This window comes from Microbacterium wangchenii (assembly GCF_004564355.1).
In the GTDB taxonomy this organism is placed as follows: Bacteria; Actinomycetota; Actinomycetes; order Actinomycetales; family Microbacteriaceae; genus Microbacterium; species Microbacterium wangchenii.
Genome location: NZ_CP038266.1, coordinates 2,024,890 through 2,039,335, shown reverse-complemented (window position 1 = coordinate 2,039,335; position 14,446 = coordinate 2,024,890). Strand labels below are relative to the sequence as shown.

Genomic DNA, 14,446 nt, shown 5'->3' with positions numbered 1-14,446 from the left:
ACATGGCAACCGAAGAGACCCTCGTCCTGGTGAAGCCGGACGGCGTGGCCCGCGGGCTGACCGGGGCGATCCTCGCCCGCATCGAGGCCAAGGGCTACGCGCTCGTGGACATCCGGCTCGTCGAGCCCGACCGTGCGCGCCTGGAGCGCCATTACGCCGAGCACGAGGGAAAGCCGTTCTACGAGCCGCTCCTGGAGTTCATGATGTCGGGCCCGGCCGTGGCGATCCGCCTCGCCGGCAACCGGGTCATCGAGGGATTCCGGTCGCTGGCCGGCACCACCGATCCCACCACCGCGGCACCCGGCACGATCCGCGGCGATTTCGGGCGCGACTGGGGCGTGGCCGTGCAGCAGAACCTCGTCCATGGCAGCGACAGCCCCGAGTCCGCGGCCCGCGAGCTCGAGATCTGGTTCGGCTGAGTGATCGGCTGGGCTATTCGCGCACGTCGAACGTGACGGATGCGGCGGCGCAGCTCGCGCCGTCGGGGCACGTCGCCGACTCCCAGTAGTTCGCGATGTGCGCGATCGCCGGCCCCGGTCCGATCGTGGGCGGGACGGTGATGCGCACCGCGAACGATCCGTCCGCCTCGGGCGCCACGAACGCACGCGCCAGCGGAATGGTGGCGTCCTCGGGCTGGATGCGTATCTCCCAGCGCACCCCCTCGTCGGCTGCGACGGGGCATGCGCGCACGGTCTGGACCGTCACGATGCGTCCGGGGCGCGGGTCCTCGGGGGTGACGGCGAGTTCGGGAACGCACACCTGCTCGGGAGACGACGGCGCGCACGCGGCCATCGTCGCGCCGAGCAGAACGCTCAGTGTCACGGCGACCGCACTGCGTCGCACGTTCATAGCGAGGCGATCACATCCAGGCGCAGCTGCGCGATCACCGCGATGACGGCGAACGACAGCACGACCAGCAGCGGCAGCCAGCTCAGAAGGGTGCCGGCGGCGCGTCGCACCGCGGGGGAGGCGGGGATGATCCCCTCCCGCAGCACATGCAGCAGCACGGCGTAGAACGTGGGGATCGTCACGGCCCACGTCACCATGCACCAGGGGCACAGGGTCGACAGCGAGAAGATGCTCTGCGCGATGAGCCACACCACGAACGCGAAGGCGCCCGCCGTTCCCAGGGTGAACAGCCACCAGAACCAGCGTGCGAATCGCGCGCCGGCCAGCAGCGCCATGCCCACGACGACGGGGGCCATCCACCCGGTGAGCCCGAGGATCGGATTGGGGAAGCCGAAGACGCTGCCCTGCCACGAGTCGAGGTTCTTGCCGCATTGGATCAGGACGCTGAAGTCGCACGAGGCCGTGGATCCGGGGTCGGCGAGGAGCTGAAGACGCTCCATGGTGAGCGAGTACGCCGCCCACCATCCGATGACCCCGGCGATCACCAGCCATACCGCCAGAGCCTTCGGTCGAGCAGGTGAGGGCGCGGTGGTCATGGCGGGATTATGGCACCACGGCCTGGATTCGCAGGCCCGCGCGCGCCGGAGATAAGCCCGGGTTCGGTGAGTTGCCTGCGCGCAGCCCCCGGAAGTGCGATAATGGACGACGATGCACCGCGGCCGCGCCGCAACCGCATCACGACAGACTTCGGGCGATGGACGCCTTTCGCAGTACGAGCTTCGGGCCGGCTGCAGACCGAGAGAGTTCGTGGCACCGCCGGGTGCGGCGCCGCATGAGTTTCCGGGTGACGCGCGGTGTCGCCCTCGAGGAGTACGCCAGAGATGGCCGATGCAACAGAAAACCAGCCGGAACACACCGACGAGACCCTGAGCGCGCCGGATTCCTCCGTCGCCTCGCCCGCCACGACCGAGGCGGAAGCCGTGCTCGACGCGGTCGAGGCCGTGGAAGGCGACGAGGGCGCCCCCGCCGCGCTCACACTGCCCGAGCCGGACAGCTCGACGCCAGACGTGGCAGAGGTCCCCGCGCCGGAGGCCGCCACCGCGCCGGATGCGGTTGACGCCACGGCCCCGGATGCCGGGGACGCGGCTGCGGCGGACGCGGGGGAGACCACGGACCCGGAGGCGGCCGACGCCGCTGCCCCGGACACCGCGGCGCAGCCCGACGCAGCCGACGCTGCCGCCCCGGACACCGAAGCGCAGGCCGACGCGGCTGCGCCGGAGGCGCAGCCGGACCAGCCCGCCGCATCCGAGCCGCAGACGGCCGAGCCGGAGCAGCCCTCCGGACCGCCGACGGCGGTGTCGCTGGGCCTGCTGCCGGAGACCTTCGTGTCGTCGGTGAGCACCGCGCTGCACTTCTACGCTCCCGAGATCCCCGTCCTGCCGGCGCGCCCGGTCGAGGAGGAGCCGGCCGGGCCGGCCGGGGCGCGCCGCCGCAACCGCCGGCGCGGTTCCAGCGGCGCCGACGACGCGGGCGAGGCCGAACTGCCGCCGGCTCCCCGTCAGCGCGCCGTGGAGTACGTCACGGAGCCGCAGCGGATCAAGGGATCCACGCGTCTGGAGGCCAAGAAGCAGCGCCGTCGCGACGGCCGCGAGGCGGGGCGGCGTCGCCCCGTGGTGACCGAGGCGGAGTTCCTCGCCCGTCGTGAGGCCGTGGACCGCGTCATGGTCGTCCGCTCCAAGTACGGGCGCGTCCAGATCGCCGTGCTCGAGGACAACGTGCTCGTGGAGCACTACGTCGCCCGCAACCAGGACGCGTCCCTCATCGGCAACGTGTACGTCGGGCGCGTGCAGAACGTGCTGCCCAGCATGGAGGCGGCGTTCGTCGACATCGGGCGGGGCCGCAACGCGGTGCTGTACTCGGGCGAGGTCGACTGGGATGCCGTCGAGACCGGCAACCAGCCGCGCCGCATCGAACTCGCACTCAAGTCTGGTGACCGGGTGCTCGTGCAGGTCACCAAGGATCCCGTGGGCCACAAGGGCGCCCGCCTCACCAGCCAGATCTCCCTCCCCGGTCGCTACCTCGTGTACGTTCCCGGCGGCGCGATGAACGGCATCTCCCGCAAGCTCCCCGACACCGAGCGGGCACGGCTGAAGAAGATCCTCAAGGAGGTGCTCCCCGAATCCTCCGGCGTCATCGTGCGCACCGCGGCCGAAGGGGCCACCGAAGACCAGCTCACGCGCGACGTGCAGCGGCTCACCGCGCAGTGGGAGCACATCTCCAAGCAGGTCGAGTCGATCCAGGCGCCGGCGCTGCTGCACTCCGAGCCCGACCTGCTGGTGAAGATCGTGCGCGATGTCTTCAACGAGGACTTCACGAAGATGCTCATCCAGGGTGAGGACGCGCAGCAGACCATCTCGTCGTACCTCGCCGGCGTGGCCCCCGACCTGCTCGAGCGCGTCGAGACCTACGAGGGCGACGGCGACCCGTTCGACGACCTGCGGATCACCGAGCAGATCGAGAAGGCGCTGGACCGCAAGGTCTGGCTGCCCTCGGGTGGCTCGCTCGTGATCGACCGCACCGAGGCCATGACGGTCGTCGACGTCAACACGGGCAAGTTCGTCGGCTCAGGCGGCAACCTCGAGGAGACCGTCACCAAGAACAACCTCGAAGCGGCCGAGGAGATCGTCCGCCAGCTGCGCCTGCGCGACATCGGCGGCATCATCGTGGTCGACTTCATCGACATGGTGCTCGAATCCAACCGCGACCTCGTGCTCCGCCGTCTCGTGGAGTGCCTCAGCCGTGACCGCACCAAGCACCAGGTCGCCGAGGTCACCTCCCTCGGCCTCGTGCAGATGACGCGCAAGAAGCTGGGTCTGGGGCTGCTGGAGACCTTCAGCGAGCCGTGCGAGGTGTGCGCCGGTCGCGGCGTCATCGTGCATCACGACCCCGTCGTCAAGCATCGCTCGGGAAGCGCCGCGCCCTCCTCGGGGCGCAGGGGACGCGGCAACGGCAACGGCAACGCCGGCGGAAACGGCGGCTCCGGCGGGACGCACGTGATCACCGAGGGCGTGAAGTCGGCGCTCGCGCAGATCGCCGCCTCCACCATCGCGACCCCGGCGGCCGATGAAGACGGCCCGCAGGGCGCGCCTGATCCGGTCGAGCAGGTCGTCGAGGCGCCGGCTCCGGCGCGGAAGACCCGCAAGAAGCGTTCGGATGCGTCGAAGTCCGAGCGCACCGAGAAGGACCTGCTGCTGGATTCGGTGCTCAACGCCCTTCCCGAGCCCAAGGCGCCCGGCCAGGGGCGGTCGCGGCGGCGCGTGACCACGGCTGCCCTCAGCGGGACACCCGTGCAGGCCTCGCCCTCCGACCAGGACTGAGCCGTCAGCGGTTCCGGCGCCGATCGCGCGCCGGAACCCGCAGCCCCGAGGCGATGAGGCGGCGCGTCAGCTCCCGGCCGTCCACGTGCTCGGCGCCGCCGGCGACGAGGCGTGCGTGCGCCTCTTCGGGCACGTCGTAGTGGTCCAGATCGAAGCTGCGGCGGGGGATGCCGTGGGCCTGCGCGAAGGCGTGGAGCTCCCCGAGATCGGAGTCGCTGACCAGGTGCGCCCACAGGCGCCCGTGTGCCGGCCACATCGGCTGGTCGATCAGGATCGCCACGCAGAAGATCCTATGCGGGGCGCCCCGACACGCGGCTGGCGGTCGCCACTTTGCCAGGCGTTCGGCCATCGGGTAAACTCGACCCTTGGTGCGTTGCGTTCGCCCCTCCTATGACCGCGATGAGACGATTCGTCAGCGAATCGCGGGTGGTGAGACGGGGAACCGCACCAAGACTTTCCGTCATCAGACAAACCGGAGCCGTGCGCTCCCGAACGAAACAGGTGTGAAGTGGTTTACGCAGTTGTGCGCGCCGGCGGCCGGCAGGAGAAGGTCGAGGTCGGCTCGGTGGTCGTGCTCGACCGCCTCGCCGCATCGGTGGGCGACAAGGTGCAGCTTCCCGCGGTTCTCCTCGTCGACGGTGACGCTGTCACGACCGATGCCGAGAAGCTCGCGAAGGTGAGCGTCACCGCCGAGGTCCTCGGCGAGGAGCGCGGCCCGAAGATCGTGATCCAGAAGTTCAAGAACAAGACCGGTTACAAGAAGCGCCAGGGGCACCGCCAGGACCTCACGCGCGTCAAGATCACCGGCATCAAGTAAGCCAGGGAGACGTAGACATGGCACATAAGAAGGGCGCAAGCTCCACCCGTAACGGTCGCGACTCCAACGCCCAGCGACTGGGCGTGAAGCGCTTCGGCGGCCAGGTCGTCGGCGCCGGCGAGATCATCGTCCGCCAGCGCGGCACCCACTTCCACCCCGGCGCCAACGTCGGCCGTGGCGGAGACGACACGCTCTTCGCGCTGTCGGCCGGGGCTGTGGAGTTCGGCAGCAAGGGCGGCCGCAAGGTCGTCAACATCGTCGCCGCCGCGGAGTGATCCGCAGCACCGACACTGTTTACCGAGGGGGTGGGCGTACGCCCACCCCCTCGCTTCATCCCGCGGTGCGCCTGATGGCGCCGGCCGCATCCGTCCGCCAAGCACGAAGGGAACCCACATGGTCACGTTCGTAGACCAGGTGACGCTGCACCTGCGTGCCGGCAAGGGCGGCAACGGCTGCGTGTCGGTGCGTCGCGAGAAGTTCAAGCCGCTGGCCGGCCCCGACGGCGGCAACGGCGGGCACGGCGGCGACGTCGTGCTCATCGCCGACCCGCAGGTGACGACGCTGCTGTCCTACCACCACTCGCCGCACCGCTCGGCCGGCAACGGCGGCTTCGGCATGGGCGATCACCGTTCGGGCGCCGCCGGTGAGTCCCTCGAGCTTCCCGTGCCGGTGGGCACCGTCGTGAAATCGCCCGACGGCGAGACCCTCGTCGACATGATCACCCCGGGCATGCGCTTCGTCGCCGCTCCGGGCGGACAGGGCGGCCTCGGCAACGCCGCCCTCGCCTCACCCAAGCGCAAGGCTCCCGGCTTCGCCCTCCTGGGCACCCCCGGGTGGGAGGGCGACCTGGTCCTGGAGCTGAAGACCGTCGCCGACGTGGCGCTGGTGGGCTTCCCCTCGGCGGGCAAGTCGAGCCTGGTCGCGGCGGTCTCGGCCGCGCGCCCCAAGATCGCCGACTATCCGTTCACGACCCTGCACCCCAACCTCGGCGTCGTGCAGGCCGGCGATGTGCGTTACACCATCGCCGATGTCCCCGGCCTCATCGAAGGCGCGAGCGAGGGCCGCGGACTGGGCCTCGAGTTCCTCCGCCACGTCGAGCGGTGCACCGTCCTGGTGCACGTCCTGGACTGTGCGACGCTCGAGCCGGGCCGTGACCCGTTGAGCGACCTCGACGTCATCCTCGCGGAACTGGCCGCCTACCCCGTCCCTGAGGGGCAGGTGCCGCTGCTCGATCGGCCTCAGCTGATCGCCTTGAACAAGATCGACGTGCCGGAGGCGAAGGACCTCGCCGACCTCGTCCGCCCCGAGCTCGAAGCGCGCGGCCTCCGCGTGTTCGAGATCTCCACGGTGAGCCGAACGGGGCTGCGGGAGCTGACGTTCGCGCTCGGCGACCTGATCGCCCAGCACCGCACGGAGCAGGCCGCCGCACAGCCGGAGGAGCGCATCGTCATCCGGCCGAAGGGATCCGAGCGCGAGTTCAGCGTCCGCGTGGAGGGCGGGTCGTACGGGCCCCTCTACCGCATCATCGGCGACAAGCCGGTGCGCTGGGTGCAGCAGACCGACTTCCAGAACGACGAAGCGGTGGGTTACCTCGCCGACCGCCTGGAGCGTCTGGGCGTCGAGAACGAGCTGTTCCGCGTGGGCGCGACCCCGGGTGCGACCGTCGTCATCGGCGAGGGCGACGGAGTCGTCTTCGACTGGCAGCCCGCCCTGGCCTCGGCCGCCGAGCTCATGGTCGCCCCTCGAGGCAGCGACCCGCGCCTGGACGACAGCACCCGTCGCACGACGGCCCAGCGGCGCGAGCGCTACCACGAGCGCATGGACGCCAAGGCCGACGCGCGCGCCGAGCTCGAAGCGGAAAGGCGCGCGGGCCGAGACGGAGCGCAGGGATGACGGCACTCACGCGGGGAGCGATCCCTGCGGCCGACCGCGTCGTGGTGAAGGTGGGATCCTCCTCCATCAGCGGCGAGAACGCCCATCGCATCGACACGATCGTCGAGGCTCTGGCCGCCGCCCATGGCCGCGGCACGGAGATCGTGCTGGTCTCCTCCGGCGCGATCGCGACCGCGCTGCCCTTCCTCCAGCTGGAGGGGCGGCCCAACGATCTCGCCACGCAGCAGGCCGCCGCCGCGGTGGGACAGAACGTCCTGATGTGGCGGTACCAGACCTCCCTCGACCGGTTCGGCCTCCTCGCCGGGCAGGTGCTGCTCACCGCCGGCGACCTCGAGCACCCCACCCCGCGTTCCAACGCCCGCCGGGCCATGGAACGGCTGCTGGGTCTGCGGATCCTTCCGATCGTCAACGAGAACGACACCGTCGCGACACAGGAGATCCGCTTCGGCGACAACGACCGTCTCGCGGCACTCGTGGCCCAACTGATCGGGGCCGACGCGCTTGTCCTCCTCAGCGACATCGAGTGCCTCTACACCCGGCCTCCCGGGGAGCCGGGAGCGCGTCCCATCGACACGGTCGAAGCCGACGACGACATGCAGGGCTATGAGTTCGGAACCGTCGTGGTCAACAGCGTCGGCACCGGGGGAGCGGCCACCAAGGTGTCCGCGGCTCGTCTGGCCGCGGCATCGGGGGTCGGCGTGCTCGTGACCAGCGCCGACTTCGTCAGCGACGCTCTGGGCGGACGGGAGGTCGGCACGTGGTTCGTTCCGGCCGATGTCGCCCGCCCGCTGCCCACCGGTCCGGTCGGAACCGTGCCCGGACCCCGTCGATAGACTGACAGGATGACCACCGTCGCCACGTCCGCCCGTGAGCGGATGCTGCTCGCCCGTGACGCGTCGCGCTCGATCGGACTGCTGGACGACGCGACGAAGGAACAGTTGCTGCACGCGATCGCGGACCGGCTCGAGGCCGACACCGACGACATCGTCGCGGCCAACGCCGAAGACCTGACCCGAGGCCGCGAGCACGCCATCGGCGACGCGCTGCTGGACCGGCTGCGCCTGGACCGGCCGCGCGTGGCCGCGCTGGCCGATGCGGTGCGCGCCGTGGCCGCGTTGCCCGACCCGGTGGGCAGGGTGCTCGATGAGCGAGTGCTCCCCAACGGCTTGCGCCTGCAGAAGGTGGCGGTGCCGTTCGGAGTCGTCGGCACGATCTACGAGGCGCGCCCCAACGTCACCGTCGACATCGCCGCCCTCGCGCTTCGGTCGGGCAACGCCGTGGTGCTGCGTGGCGGCACGGCGGCGGAGCGGACGAACGCGGCGCTCGTGCGCAGCATGCGCGGTGCCCTCAGCGAGCACGGCTGCGACCCCGAGGCCGTCCAGACCGTGGACGAGTTCGGCCGCGACGGGGCGCGCGAACTCATGCAGGCGCGCGGGATCGTCGACGTGCTCGTGCCGCGCGGCAGTGCGCAGCTCATCGAGACCGTCGTCACCGAATCGCTCGTGCCCGTCATCGAGACCGGCGCCGGCGTCGTGCACATCGTCGTGGATGCCAGCGCACGTGCCGACTGGGCCCGGGACATCATCGTCAACGCCAAGGCGCAGCGTCCGAGCGTGTGCAACGCGGTGGAGACCGTGCTCGTGCACCGTGACGCCGCCGACCGCGTGCTCCCCGGCGTCCTGGCGGGGCTCACCGAAGCCGGTGTGACGGTGCACGGTGACGAGGCCGTGGTGCGGCTGCACCCCGACGCCGTCGCCGCCACCGAGGAGGACTGGGCCGCGGAGTACCTCAGCCTCGACATCGCCGTACGCGTCGTCGACGATCTCGACGAGGCGCTGGCCCACATCCGCCGGTATTCCACCCACCACACCGAGTCGATCATCACCGAAGACCCCGCGCGCGCCGAGCGGTTCCTCTCGGAGGTGGACTCCGCGGTGGTGATGGTGAACGCCTCCACACGCTTCACCGACGGCGGCGAGTTCGGCTTCGGCGCCGAGGTCGGGATATCGACCCAGAAACTACACGCCCGCGGACCCATGGGTCTGGCCGAGCTGACCAGTTCCAAGTGGCTGGCGCGCGGTGACGGGCAGATCCGCGCATGAGCGCACTAAAATGGCAGGGCGCGCCGCGCTCGACCCGAACGGAGACCGGATGACCACCGCCACGATGATCGCCTTCGCTGCTGCGGAAGCGGAGCACCACGGGAACGTCGCTCTCGAGACGTTCTGGTACGGAGCGGTGGCGCTGGTCGTGTTCGCCTTCCTCGGGATCGTCACGCTGTCCTACCGCAACGTCGCGAACCGCCACGCGCCGAAGGCGGAGGCCTACGCGCGCACTCATCCCGCGCCCACCCGAGAGGGACACGGCCACTAGGCCCACTGGATGTCGGGGGAGCGCGCGCCGCGGATCGGGGTCATGGGTGGGACGTTCGATCCCATCCACCATGGCCACCTGGTGGCGGCCAGTGAGGTCGCCCAGAGCTTCGACCTCGACGAGGTCGTGTTCGTCCCCACCGGAATGCCGTGGCACAAGGAGCATGTGACCTCCAGCGAGCACCGGTACCTCATGACGGTGGTCGCGACGGCGTCGAACCCGCAGTTCACGGTCAGCCGCGTCGACATCGATCGCGGGGGAGTCACCTACACGATCGACACCCTCCGCGACCTGAAGGCCCAGCGGCCCGACGCCGAGCTGTTCTTCATCTCCGGTGCCGACGCGGTGGCGCAGATTCTCAGTTGGAGGGACCATGATGAGTTGTGGGACCTCGCGCACTTCGTCGCAGTCTCACGACCCGGCCACGTACTGAGCACGGAAGGCTTGCCCACCGAAGACGTCAGCCAACTCGAGATCCCCGCGCTCTCCATCTCGTCGACCGACTGTCGTGATCGGGTGCGTCAAGGACATCCCGTGTGGTACCTCGTCCCCGACGGGGTCGTTCAGTACATCGCAAAGCACCACCTCTATCGGAGCAAGGCATGAGCACACCAGATCAGCCCGAATCCACCCCACTGACCCGTCGCCGTCTGCGCGAGATCCGCGCCACGGGGGCGACCCCGATCATCACGCCGGCCGACGCAGAGGTCGACGCCGACGCCCGCGAGAGCTCCGCCCCGGAGCCAGTGGCGCCCGCCGCCCCGACTCCGCTTCCTCGCGCTGCCGCCCCCGCTCCCGTCCCTCCGGCGCCGCTGCCCGATGCCGCCGTTGATCTGGGTGTATCTCCCCTGACGCGGCGCCAGGCCCGCACGCAGGAGCGCATCCGCACCGCATCCGTTCCCGTCATCCAGGTCGACGCCATCCCCCTGCAGGCGGCGACGGTCGTCCCGCCGGCCACGCAACCGGCGACGGCACCGGATCCGGCCGACGAGGACGACCGGCCCGAAGAGGCCGAGGCCGCAGCTGCGCCCGTGTCGGCGGTGGCGACCGCCGCTGTCACCGACGACGAACCCGCGCAGGACCTCGCTGAGCCCGAGCCGGAGCCGGAGCCTGCGGCAGCGTCCGAGGTTCAGACCGCCGTCGAGAGTGATGATGCCGTCGAGAGCGATGAAGAGGACGCACCCGTCTCCTCTGTGGTCAATCCGGCGCTCGGATCGGGGCTCCTCGCGGGCGACCAGCCGGCGGTCTCCATCCCGCCGTCCTTCGATCAGCTGATCGCCCGCAGTGGCTCGGGATCGGGTTCGACGTCCACGCCCAACGCCCTGATCCTCTCGCAGACCCCCACCGCCACGCCGCTGGCTCCCATCTCGTCCACCGGCGAAGTGCTCATCACCGGTTCGTTCGACCTGCCCGCCGGGCTCGGATCCAACGGCCACGCGCATGGCACCACCGACGGCAAGGATGTCGATGCGACCCTCATCGACGGAGAACTGCCGGCCTCGTCGTCCCCGACGCCCATCGCCGCGAGCGCCGCGATCAGCACAGCCCGCCACTCCGGAGAAGAGATCATCCGGCCGCCGGCGCCGGAGAAGGGCAACAAGCTCATGCTGGCGCTGGTCGTGACCGCCGGCGTGCTCGCCCTCGCCCTCGTGGGCGTGCTCATCCTCGCCGTGACGACCGGAGTATTCTGATGGCCGCCACCGACTCCTCTCGCACCATGCTCGACATCGCCGCGCATGCCGCCGACTCCAAGGGAGCCGAAGACCTCATCGCGCTGGATGTGTCACAGCCGCTCCCGCTCGTCGACATCTTCCTGCTGGCCACGGGGCGCAACGAGCGCAACGTCGCCGCCATCGCGGACGAGGTCGAGGCCAAGCTGCTCGAAGCCGGTCACAAGCGGCTGCGCCGCGAGGGCCGCGCCGAGTCCCGGTGGATCCTCTTGGACTTCGGCGACCTGGTGGTGCACGTGTTCCACGAACAGGAGCGCGTGTACTACGGGCTCGAGCGGCTCTGGAAGGACTGCCCGCTCGTCCCGATCGACCTGCCGACGCCGGCGGAATAGCCCCGGCTCGCATTCACTGCAGGCAGAACTCGTTCCCCTCCGGGTCGCGCATCTGCCAGTAGCGTTCGGGCCACGGACCCCAGTTCTGCTCCACGAGGCGCACGACCTGCGCGCCGAGTCCCACGAGCCGGTCCTTCTCCGCATCCAGCAGCTCCGGCGAGATCTGCAACTGTCCGTCGGGCCGGTCGGCGGTGACGTCGATGTGGATGCGGTTGCGTTCGGTCTTCGGCCCGTCGGCGTGATGGAAGAACAGGCGCGGTCCGCGGCCGGTGGGATCCTCGGCCAGCCCCCGATGGGCGAGGTCGTCTTCGGTCAGACCGCTGGCCAGCAGTGTCTCCCGAAGCTCGCCCTCGAACGTCGAATGCGGATACCCGAAGACGTCGGACCAGAACCGCGCGAGCGCGGGCGGGTCGTCGGCGTAGAAGACGATGTTGCCGAGAGAGGGCATGGGCGTTCCCTTCGTTGAAAGCACGATATCGGGCCGCGCAGACACCCGCCTTGGTTCGAGCGGGGGTCAGGAATGTAGTAACCTTGGGGGGTTGCCACGTGAGGCAACATCCGGGCCTGTGGCGCAGCTGGTAGCGCACCTGCATGGCATGCAGGGGGTCAGGGGTTCGAGTCCCCTCAGGTCCACAACAAGAGCCCCCGCGATCGCGGGGGCTCTTCTCGTCGGGGTGCCGGCGTCACGCATCCGGGCGCGTGGAGAGGCAGCCATCCGGTCTCAGCGGAGCAGTTCGGCGACCACGAGATCGACGGACTCCTCGTCCGGAAGGAAATGCGTCGACAGGCGCACCGACATCGCCACCACTGTGCGGTAGCGTGCCTCGCGCTCGGTGCAGTACTGGCGGAAGAGTGCGTGCAGGAACGCCGCCTGCGCAACCTGGACCCGTTGGACGGCGGCCTGGACGCCCGGATCCCGCCGTGCCCAGTCCCGGATCGCCACCTCGGTCTGCACGCTCAGGATGGAGGGCTCCTCAGACCGCAGCGCCCGGGCCAGCTCCCGTACGCGCTCGCGAGGGTCGCCGTCGACGCCGACGCGGGTCACGATCCCGTCGGTGGCGGCGTGCTCCCACGTCGAGAGCAGCTCGGCGAGGAATCGCGCCCGATCGCCGAAGTAGCCGTAGAAGCCGCCCTTGCTCACCCCCAGGCGACGCGCGAGCGCTTCGGCCCCGACGGCCTCGACGCCCTCGTCGGTGAGGAGGGCGACGGCGGCGTCGATCCATGCGGACCTCGTCGTCTTCAGGTTCACCATGCCGACTCCCGCCCCTTGTCGCCCCCGCCCGTGGCGGATACAGTCTCAACTGTACGCCCGCGAATAGTTGGAGGTGCGATGACCCGCACGACCCCCGCCGCTTCGGGAGGGCACGTCCACGGCGGGATCCTGCGGGTCGCGGACACACCCGATCTCCTGGACATCACCCCGACGTATGCGGATCGATTCACCCTCGTCACCGACGTTCGCGCCGATGCCCGACGGTGGGCGGAGGCGACGTTCGAAAAGGGCATCGACCGGGCCAGCCGCATGCTGATCTTCCACACGGTGCTCGGACTGGAGGTGGGACCCGACGACCGCCCGGATGCGGTGGCCGGATGGCGGATCCACGCGTCACACGCGACGCACGTCCTCCTCGGTGCCGTCGGCCCCGGTTCGGTCGGTCGGCTCCTGATCGAAACATCCGCCGGGTCGGTGAGTCTGACGACCGCCTTCGCGTTCCACTCCCGTCGCCGCCGGTTCGTGTGGGCGCAGGTATCCCGCATCCACCGGCGCCTGGCCGCGCCCACGCTGCGCACCGGCGCGAGGCTCCTGCAGGCCTCCGGTGCAGGCGGGGCGCGGGAAGCCGTCTGACGCAGGCCCAGAAGGAGCGGGATGTGGTTCTGTCGGCCGTTCTCGAGAACCGATGACGAAGTCGCCTCTCGCTATGCGGCGGTGATGCGGTCATCCTGGACGTGAGCGGCGCACCGTGCCGCGAGAGAGGGACGGATGCCCATGCCCAGCACCGAGAACGCGTGGCCCGCACTGCCGGTGCAGGAGTGGGATGGCACCCGGGACACGCTGCATCTGTGGACGCAGATGGCGGGCAAGGTGCGCCTCGCTCTCACACCCCTGGTCAACCACTGGTGGAACGTGCCGCTGTACGTCGACAGCCGCGGGCTGACCACGTCGCTCATGCCGCTGGAAGCCGGAGGGCTGGAGATCCGGTTCGACTTCGTCGACCACCGGCTGCGGATGCTGCACACCGACGGGGGCGAGGGTGACATCGCGCTGCGCCCGGGAACGATCGCGGAGTTCTACGCCGAGTTCACCGGCCTCCTCGCCGAGCTCGGGGCCGACGTCGAGCTGCACTCCGTGCCCGTCGAGCTGCCCGACGTGGTGCCGTTCGATCAGGACACCCGGCCGGCCCCGTACGACCCGGAGGCAGCGCACCGGTTCTGGGTGTCGCTGGTCTCCGCGTCGCGCGTGCTGAACGGGTTCCGCGCGGCCTACCGCGGAAAGGCGAGCCCCGTGCACTTCTTCTGGGGCGCCTTCGACCTCGCCACCTCCCGGTTCTCCGGGCGACCGGCTCCCCAGCATCCGGGCGGCGCGCCCAACTGCCCCGATCGTGTCATGCACGAGGCCTACGACTCCGAGGTCTCCAGCGCCGGATACTGGCCCGGCGGGGCGGCCGAGGGGGCCTTCTACTCGTACGCCTACCCCGAACCGCCCGGATACCGGGACCGGGCCCTGGACGTCGACGGTGCGTACTTCGACGGCGACCTGGGGGAGTTCGTGCTGCCGTACGAGCGGGTGCGCGCGGCCGACGATCCGGACGCCGCGCTGCGCGGATTCCTCGACGCCACCTATCGGCGCGCGTCCGCCTCCGGCACGTGGCCCCGCGAGACCGGTCGCGCATGACCGCCGCAGAGGACCGGCGGCCGGCGGGTGCCCGGAGCGACGCCGAGCCGGGCGGCGCGGAGGAGATCGCGGTCGCCCGCGACGCGCTGCGCACCGGCGCGTGGATGCCGGTCTCGCACTCCGAGCGTGAGGACGGCGGCCCCGCGGACTGAGGAGACCGCCAGGCACGCCGCGTAGGCTCG

Annotated in this window: 19 protein-coding genes and 1 tRNA gene; 15 read left to right on the top strand and 5 right to left on the bottom strand. The window is 70.5% G+C overall.

Annotated features, from left to right (window positions below):
* Positions 1–2: 2 nt before the first annotated feature.
* Complete coding sequence (gene ndk, locus E4K62_RS09780; RefSeq protein WP_135066853.1) at positions 3–419, top strand: nucleoside-diphosphate kinase; 417 nt, start codon at positions 3–5, stop codon at positions 417–419.
* Between the two features lie 13 nt (positions 420–432).
* Here the strand turns inward: ndk and E4K62_RS09775 are convergent, their stop codons facing one another.
* Positions 433–849 carry a hypothetical protein gene (locus tag E4K62_RS09775; RefSeq protein WP_205805742.1) on the bottom strand — a complete coding sequence of 139 codons (417 nt, stop codon included), beginning with the start codon at positions 847–849 and terminating at the stop codon, positions 433–435.
* Positions 846–1,445: a vitamin K epoxide reductase family protein gene (locus E4K62_RS09770; RefSeq protein WP_135066849.1), complete on the bottom strand. Its 600-nt coding sequence runs from the start codon at positions 1,443–1,445 to the stop codon at positions 846–848. Before E4K62_RS09770 ends, E4K62_RS09775 begins: the two co-directional genes overlap by 4 nt.
* 285 nt (positions 1,446–1,730) lie before the next feature.
* Between E4K62_RS09770 and E4K62_RS09765 the strand changes: the two genes are divergently transcribed.
* Positions 1,731–4,226 carry an Rne/Rng family ribonuclease gene (locus E4K62_RS09765; RefSeq protein ID WP_135066847.1) on the top strand — a complete coding sequence of 832 codons (2,496 nt, stop codon included), beginning with the start codon at positions 1,731–1,733 and terminating at the stop codon, positions 4,224–4,226.
* A gap of 4 nt (positions 4,227–4,230) precedes the next feature.
* Here E4K62_RS09765 and E4K62_RS09760 read toward each other — a convergent pair whose 3' ends face one another.
* Positions 4,231–4,506: a DUF4031 domain-containing protein gene (locus E4K62_RS09760; protein WP_135066845.1), complete on the bottom strand. Its 276-nt coding sequence runs from the start codon at positions 4,504–4,506 to the stop codon at positions 4,231–4,233.
* A 228-nt stretch (positions 4,507–4,734) separates the two neighbouring features.
* Here E4K62_RS09760 and rplU point away from each other — a divergent pair, with 228 nt between their 5' ends.
* From rplU to rsfS, 9 genes are all read left to right on the top strand, one after another.
* Positions 4,735–5,043 carry a 50S ribosomal protein L21 gene (gene rplU / locus E4K62_RS09755; protein WP_135066842.1) on the top strand — a complete coding sequence of 103 codons (309 nt, stop codon included), beginning with the start codon at positions 4,735–4,737 and terminating at the stop codon, positions 5,041–5,043.
* 17 nt (positions 5,044–5,060) lie between these two features.
* Positions 5,061–5,318: a 50S ribosomal protein L27 gene (gene rpmA, locus E4K62_RS09750; RefSeq protein ID WP_135066839.1), complete on the top strand. Its 258-nt coding sequence runs from the start codon at positions 5,061–5,063 to the stop codon at positions 5,316–5,318.
* Positions 5,319–5,436: 118 nt separating this feature from the next.
* On the top strand, positions 5,437–6,936 hold the full coding sequence (gene obgE, locus E4K62_RS09745; RefSeq protein WP_135066836.1) for a GTPase ObgE: 1,500 nt from the start codon (positions 5,437–5,439) through the stop codon (positions 6,934–6,936).
* Complete coding sequence (gene proB / locus E4K62_RS09740) at positions 6,933–7,769, top strand: glutamate 5-kinase (RefSeq protein WP_135066833.1); 837 nt, start codon at positions 6,933–6,935, stop codon at positions 7,767–7,769. The genes obgE and proB overlap by 4 nt, the downstream gene beginning before the upstream one ends.
* 9 nt (positions 7,770–7,778) lie before the next feature.
* Positions 7,779–9,038, top strand: a complete 1,260-nt coding sequence (locus tag E4K62_RS09735) for a glutamate-5-semialdehyde dehydrogenase (RefSeq protein WP_135066830.1) — start codon at positions 7,779–7,781, stop codon at positions 9,036–9,038.
* Positions 9,039–9,087: 49 nt separating this feature from the next.
* Complete coding sequence (locus E4K62_RS09730) at positions 9,088–9,309, top strand: hypothetical protein (protein WP_135066827.1); 222 nt, start codon at positions 9,088–9,090, stop codon at positions 9,307–9,309.
* A gap of 9 nt (positions 9,310–9,318) precedes the next feature.
* A complete protein-coding gene (gene nadD / locus E4K62_RS09725; protein WP_135066824.1) occupies positions 9,319–9,915 on the top strand; it encodes a nicotinate-nucleotide adenylyltransferase in 597 nt (198 codons plus the stop codon).
* Positions 9,912–11,000: a hypothetical protein gene (locus E4K62_RS09720; RefSeq protein ID WP_135066821.1), complete on the top strand. Its 1,089-nt coding sequence runs from the start codon at positions 9,912–9,914 to the stop codon at positions 10,998–11,000. The genes nadD and E4K62_RS09720 overlap by 4 nt, the downstream gene beginning before the upstream one ends.
* Entirely contained in the window at positions 11,000–11,371 is a 372-nt protein-coding gene (gene rsfS / locus E4K62_RS09715) for a ribosome silencing factor (protein WP_135066818.1), read from the top strand. The genes E4K62_RS09720 and rsfS overlap by 1 nt, the downstream gene beginning before the upstream one ends.
* A gap of 13 nt (positions 11,372–11,384) precedes the next feature.
* On the opposite strand, the gene E4K62_RS09710 is transcribed toward rsfS, so the two are convergent.
* Positions 11,385–11,819: a VOC family protein gene (locus E4K62_RS09710; protein ID WP_135066815.1), complete on the bottom strand. Its 435-nt coding sequence runs from the start codon at positions 11,817–11,819 to the stop codon at positions 11,385–11,387.
* Between the two features lie 112 nt (positions 11,820–11,931).
* Here E4K62_RS09710 and E4K62_RS09705 point away from each other — a divergent pair.
* A tRNA-Ala gene (locus tag E4K62_RS09705) sits at positions 11,932–12,004 on the top strand.
* Between the two features lie 88 nt (positions 12,005–12,092).
* Here E4K62_RS09705 and E4K62_RS09700 read toward each other — a convergent pair.
* A complete protein-coding gene (locus tag E4K62_RS09700; RefSeq protein WP_135066812.1) occupies positions 12,093–12,623 on the bottom strand; it encodes a TetR/AcrR family transcriptional regulator in 531 nt (176 codons plus the stop codon).
* A gap of 78 nt (positions 12,624–12,701) precedes the next feature.
* Between E4K62_RS09700 and E4K62_RS09695 the strand changes: the two genes are divergently transcribed.
* The 3 genes from E4K62_RS09695 to E4K62_RS18685 all read left to right on the top strand — a co-directional run bounded on the left by E4K62_RS09695 (position 12,702) and on the right by E4K62_RS18685 (position 14,416).
* On the top strand, positions 12,702–13,217 hold the full coding sequence (locus tag E4K62_RS09695) for a hypothetical protein (RefSeq protein WP_135066809.1): 516 nt from the start codon (positions 12,702–12,704) through the stop codon (positions 13,215–13,217).
* 141 nt (positions 13,218–13,358) lie between these two features.
* A complete protein-coding gene (locus E4K62_RS09690) occupies positions 13,359–14,264 on the top strand; it encodes a DUF5996 family protein (RefSeq protein ID WP_135066806.1) in 906 nt (301 codons plus the stop codon).
* Positions 14,261–14,416, top strand: coding sequence for a hypothetical protein (locus E4K62_RS18685; RefSeq protein WP_167747769.1), 156 nt, complete (start codon positions 14,261–14,263; stop codon positions 14,414–14,416). Before E4K62_RS09690 ends, E4K62_RS18685 begins: the two co-directional genes overlap by 4 nt.
* Positions 14,417–14,446 lie beyond the last annotated feature (30 nt).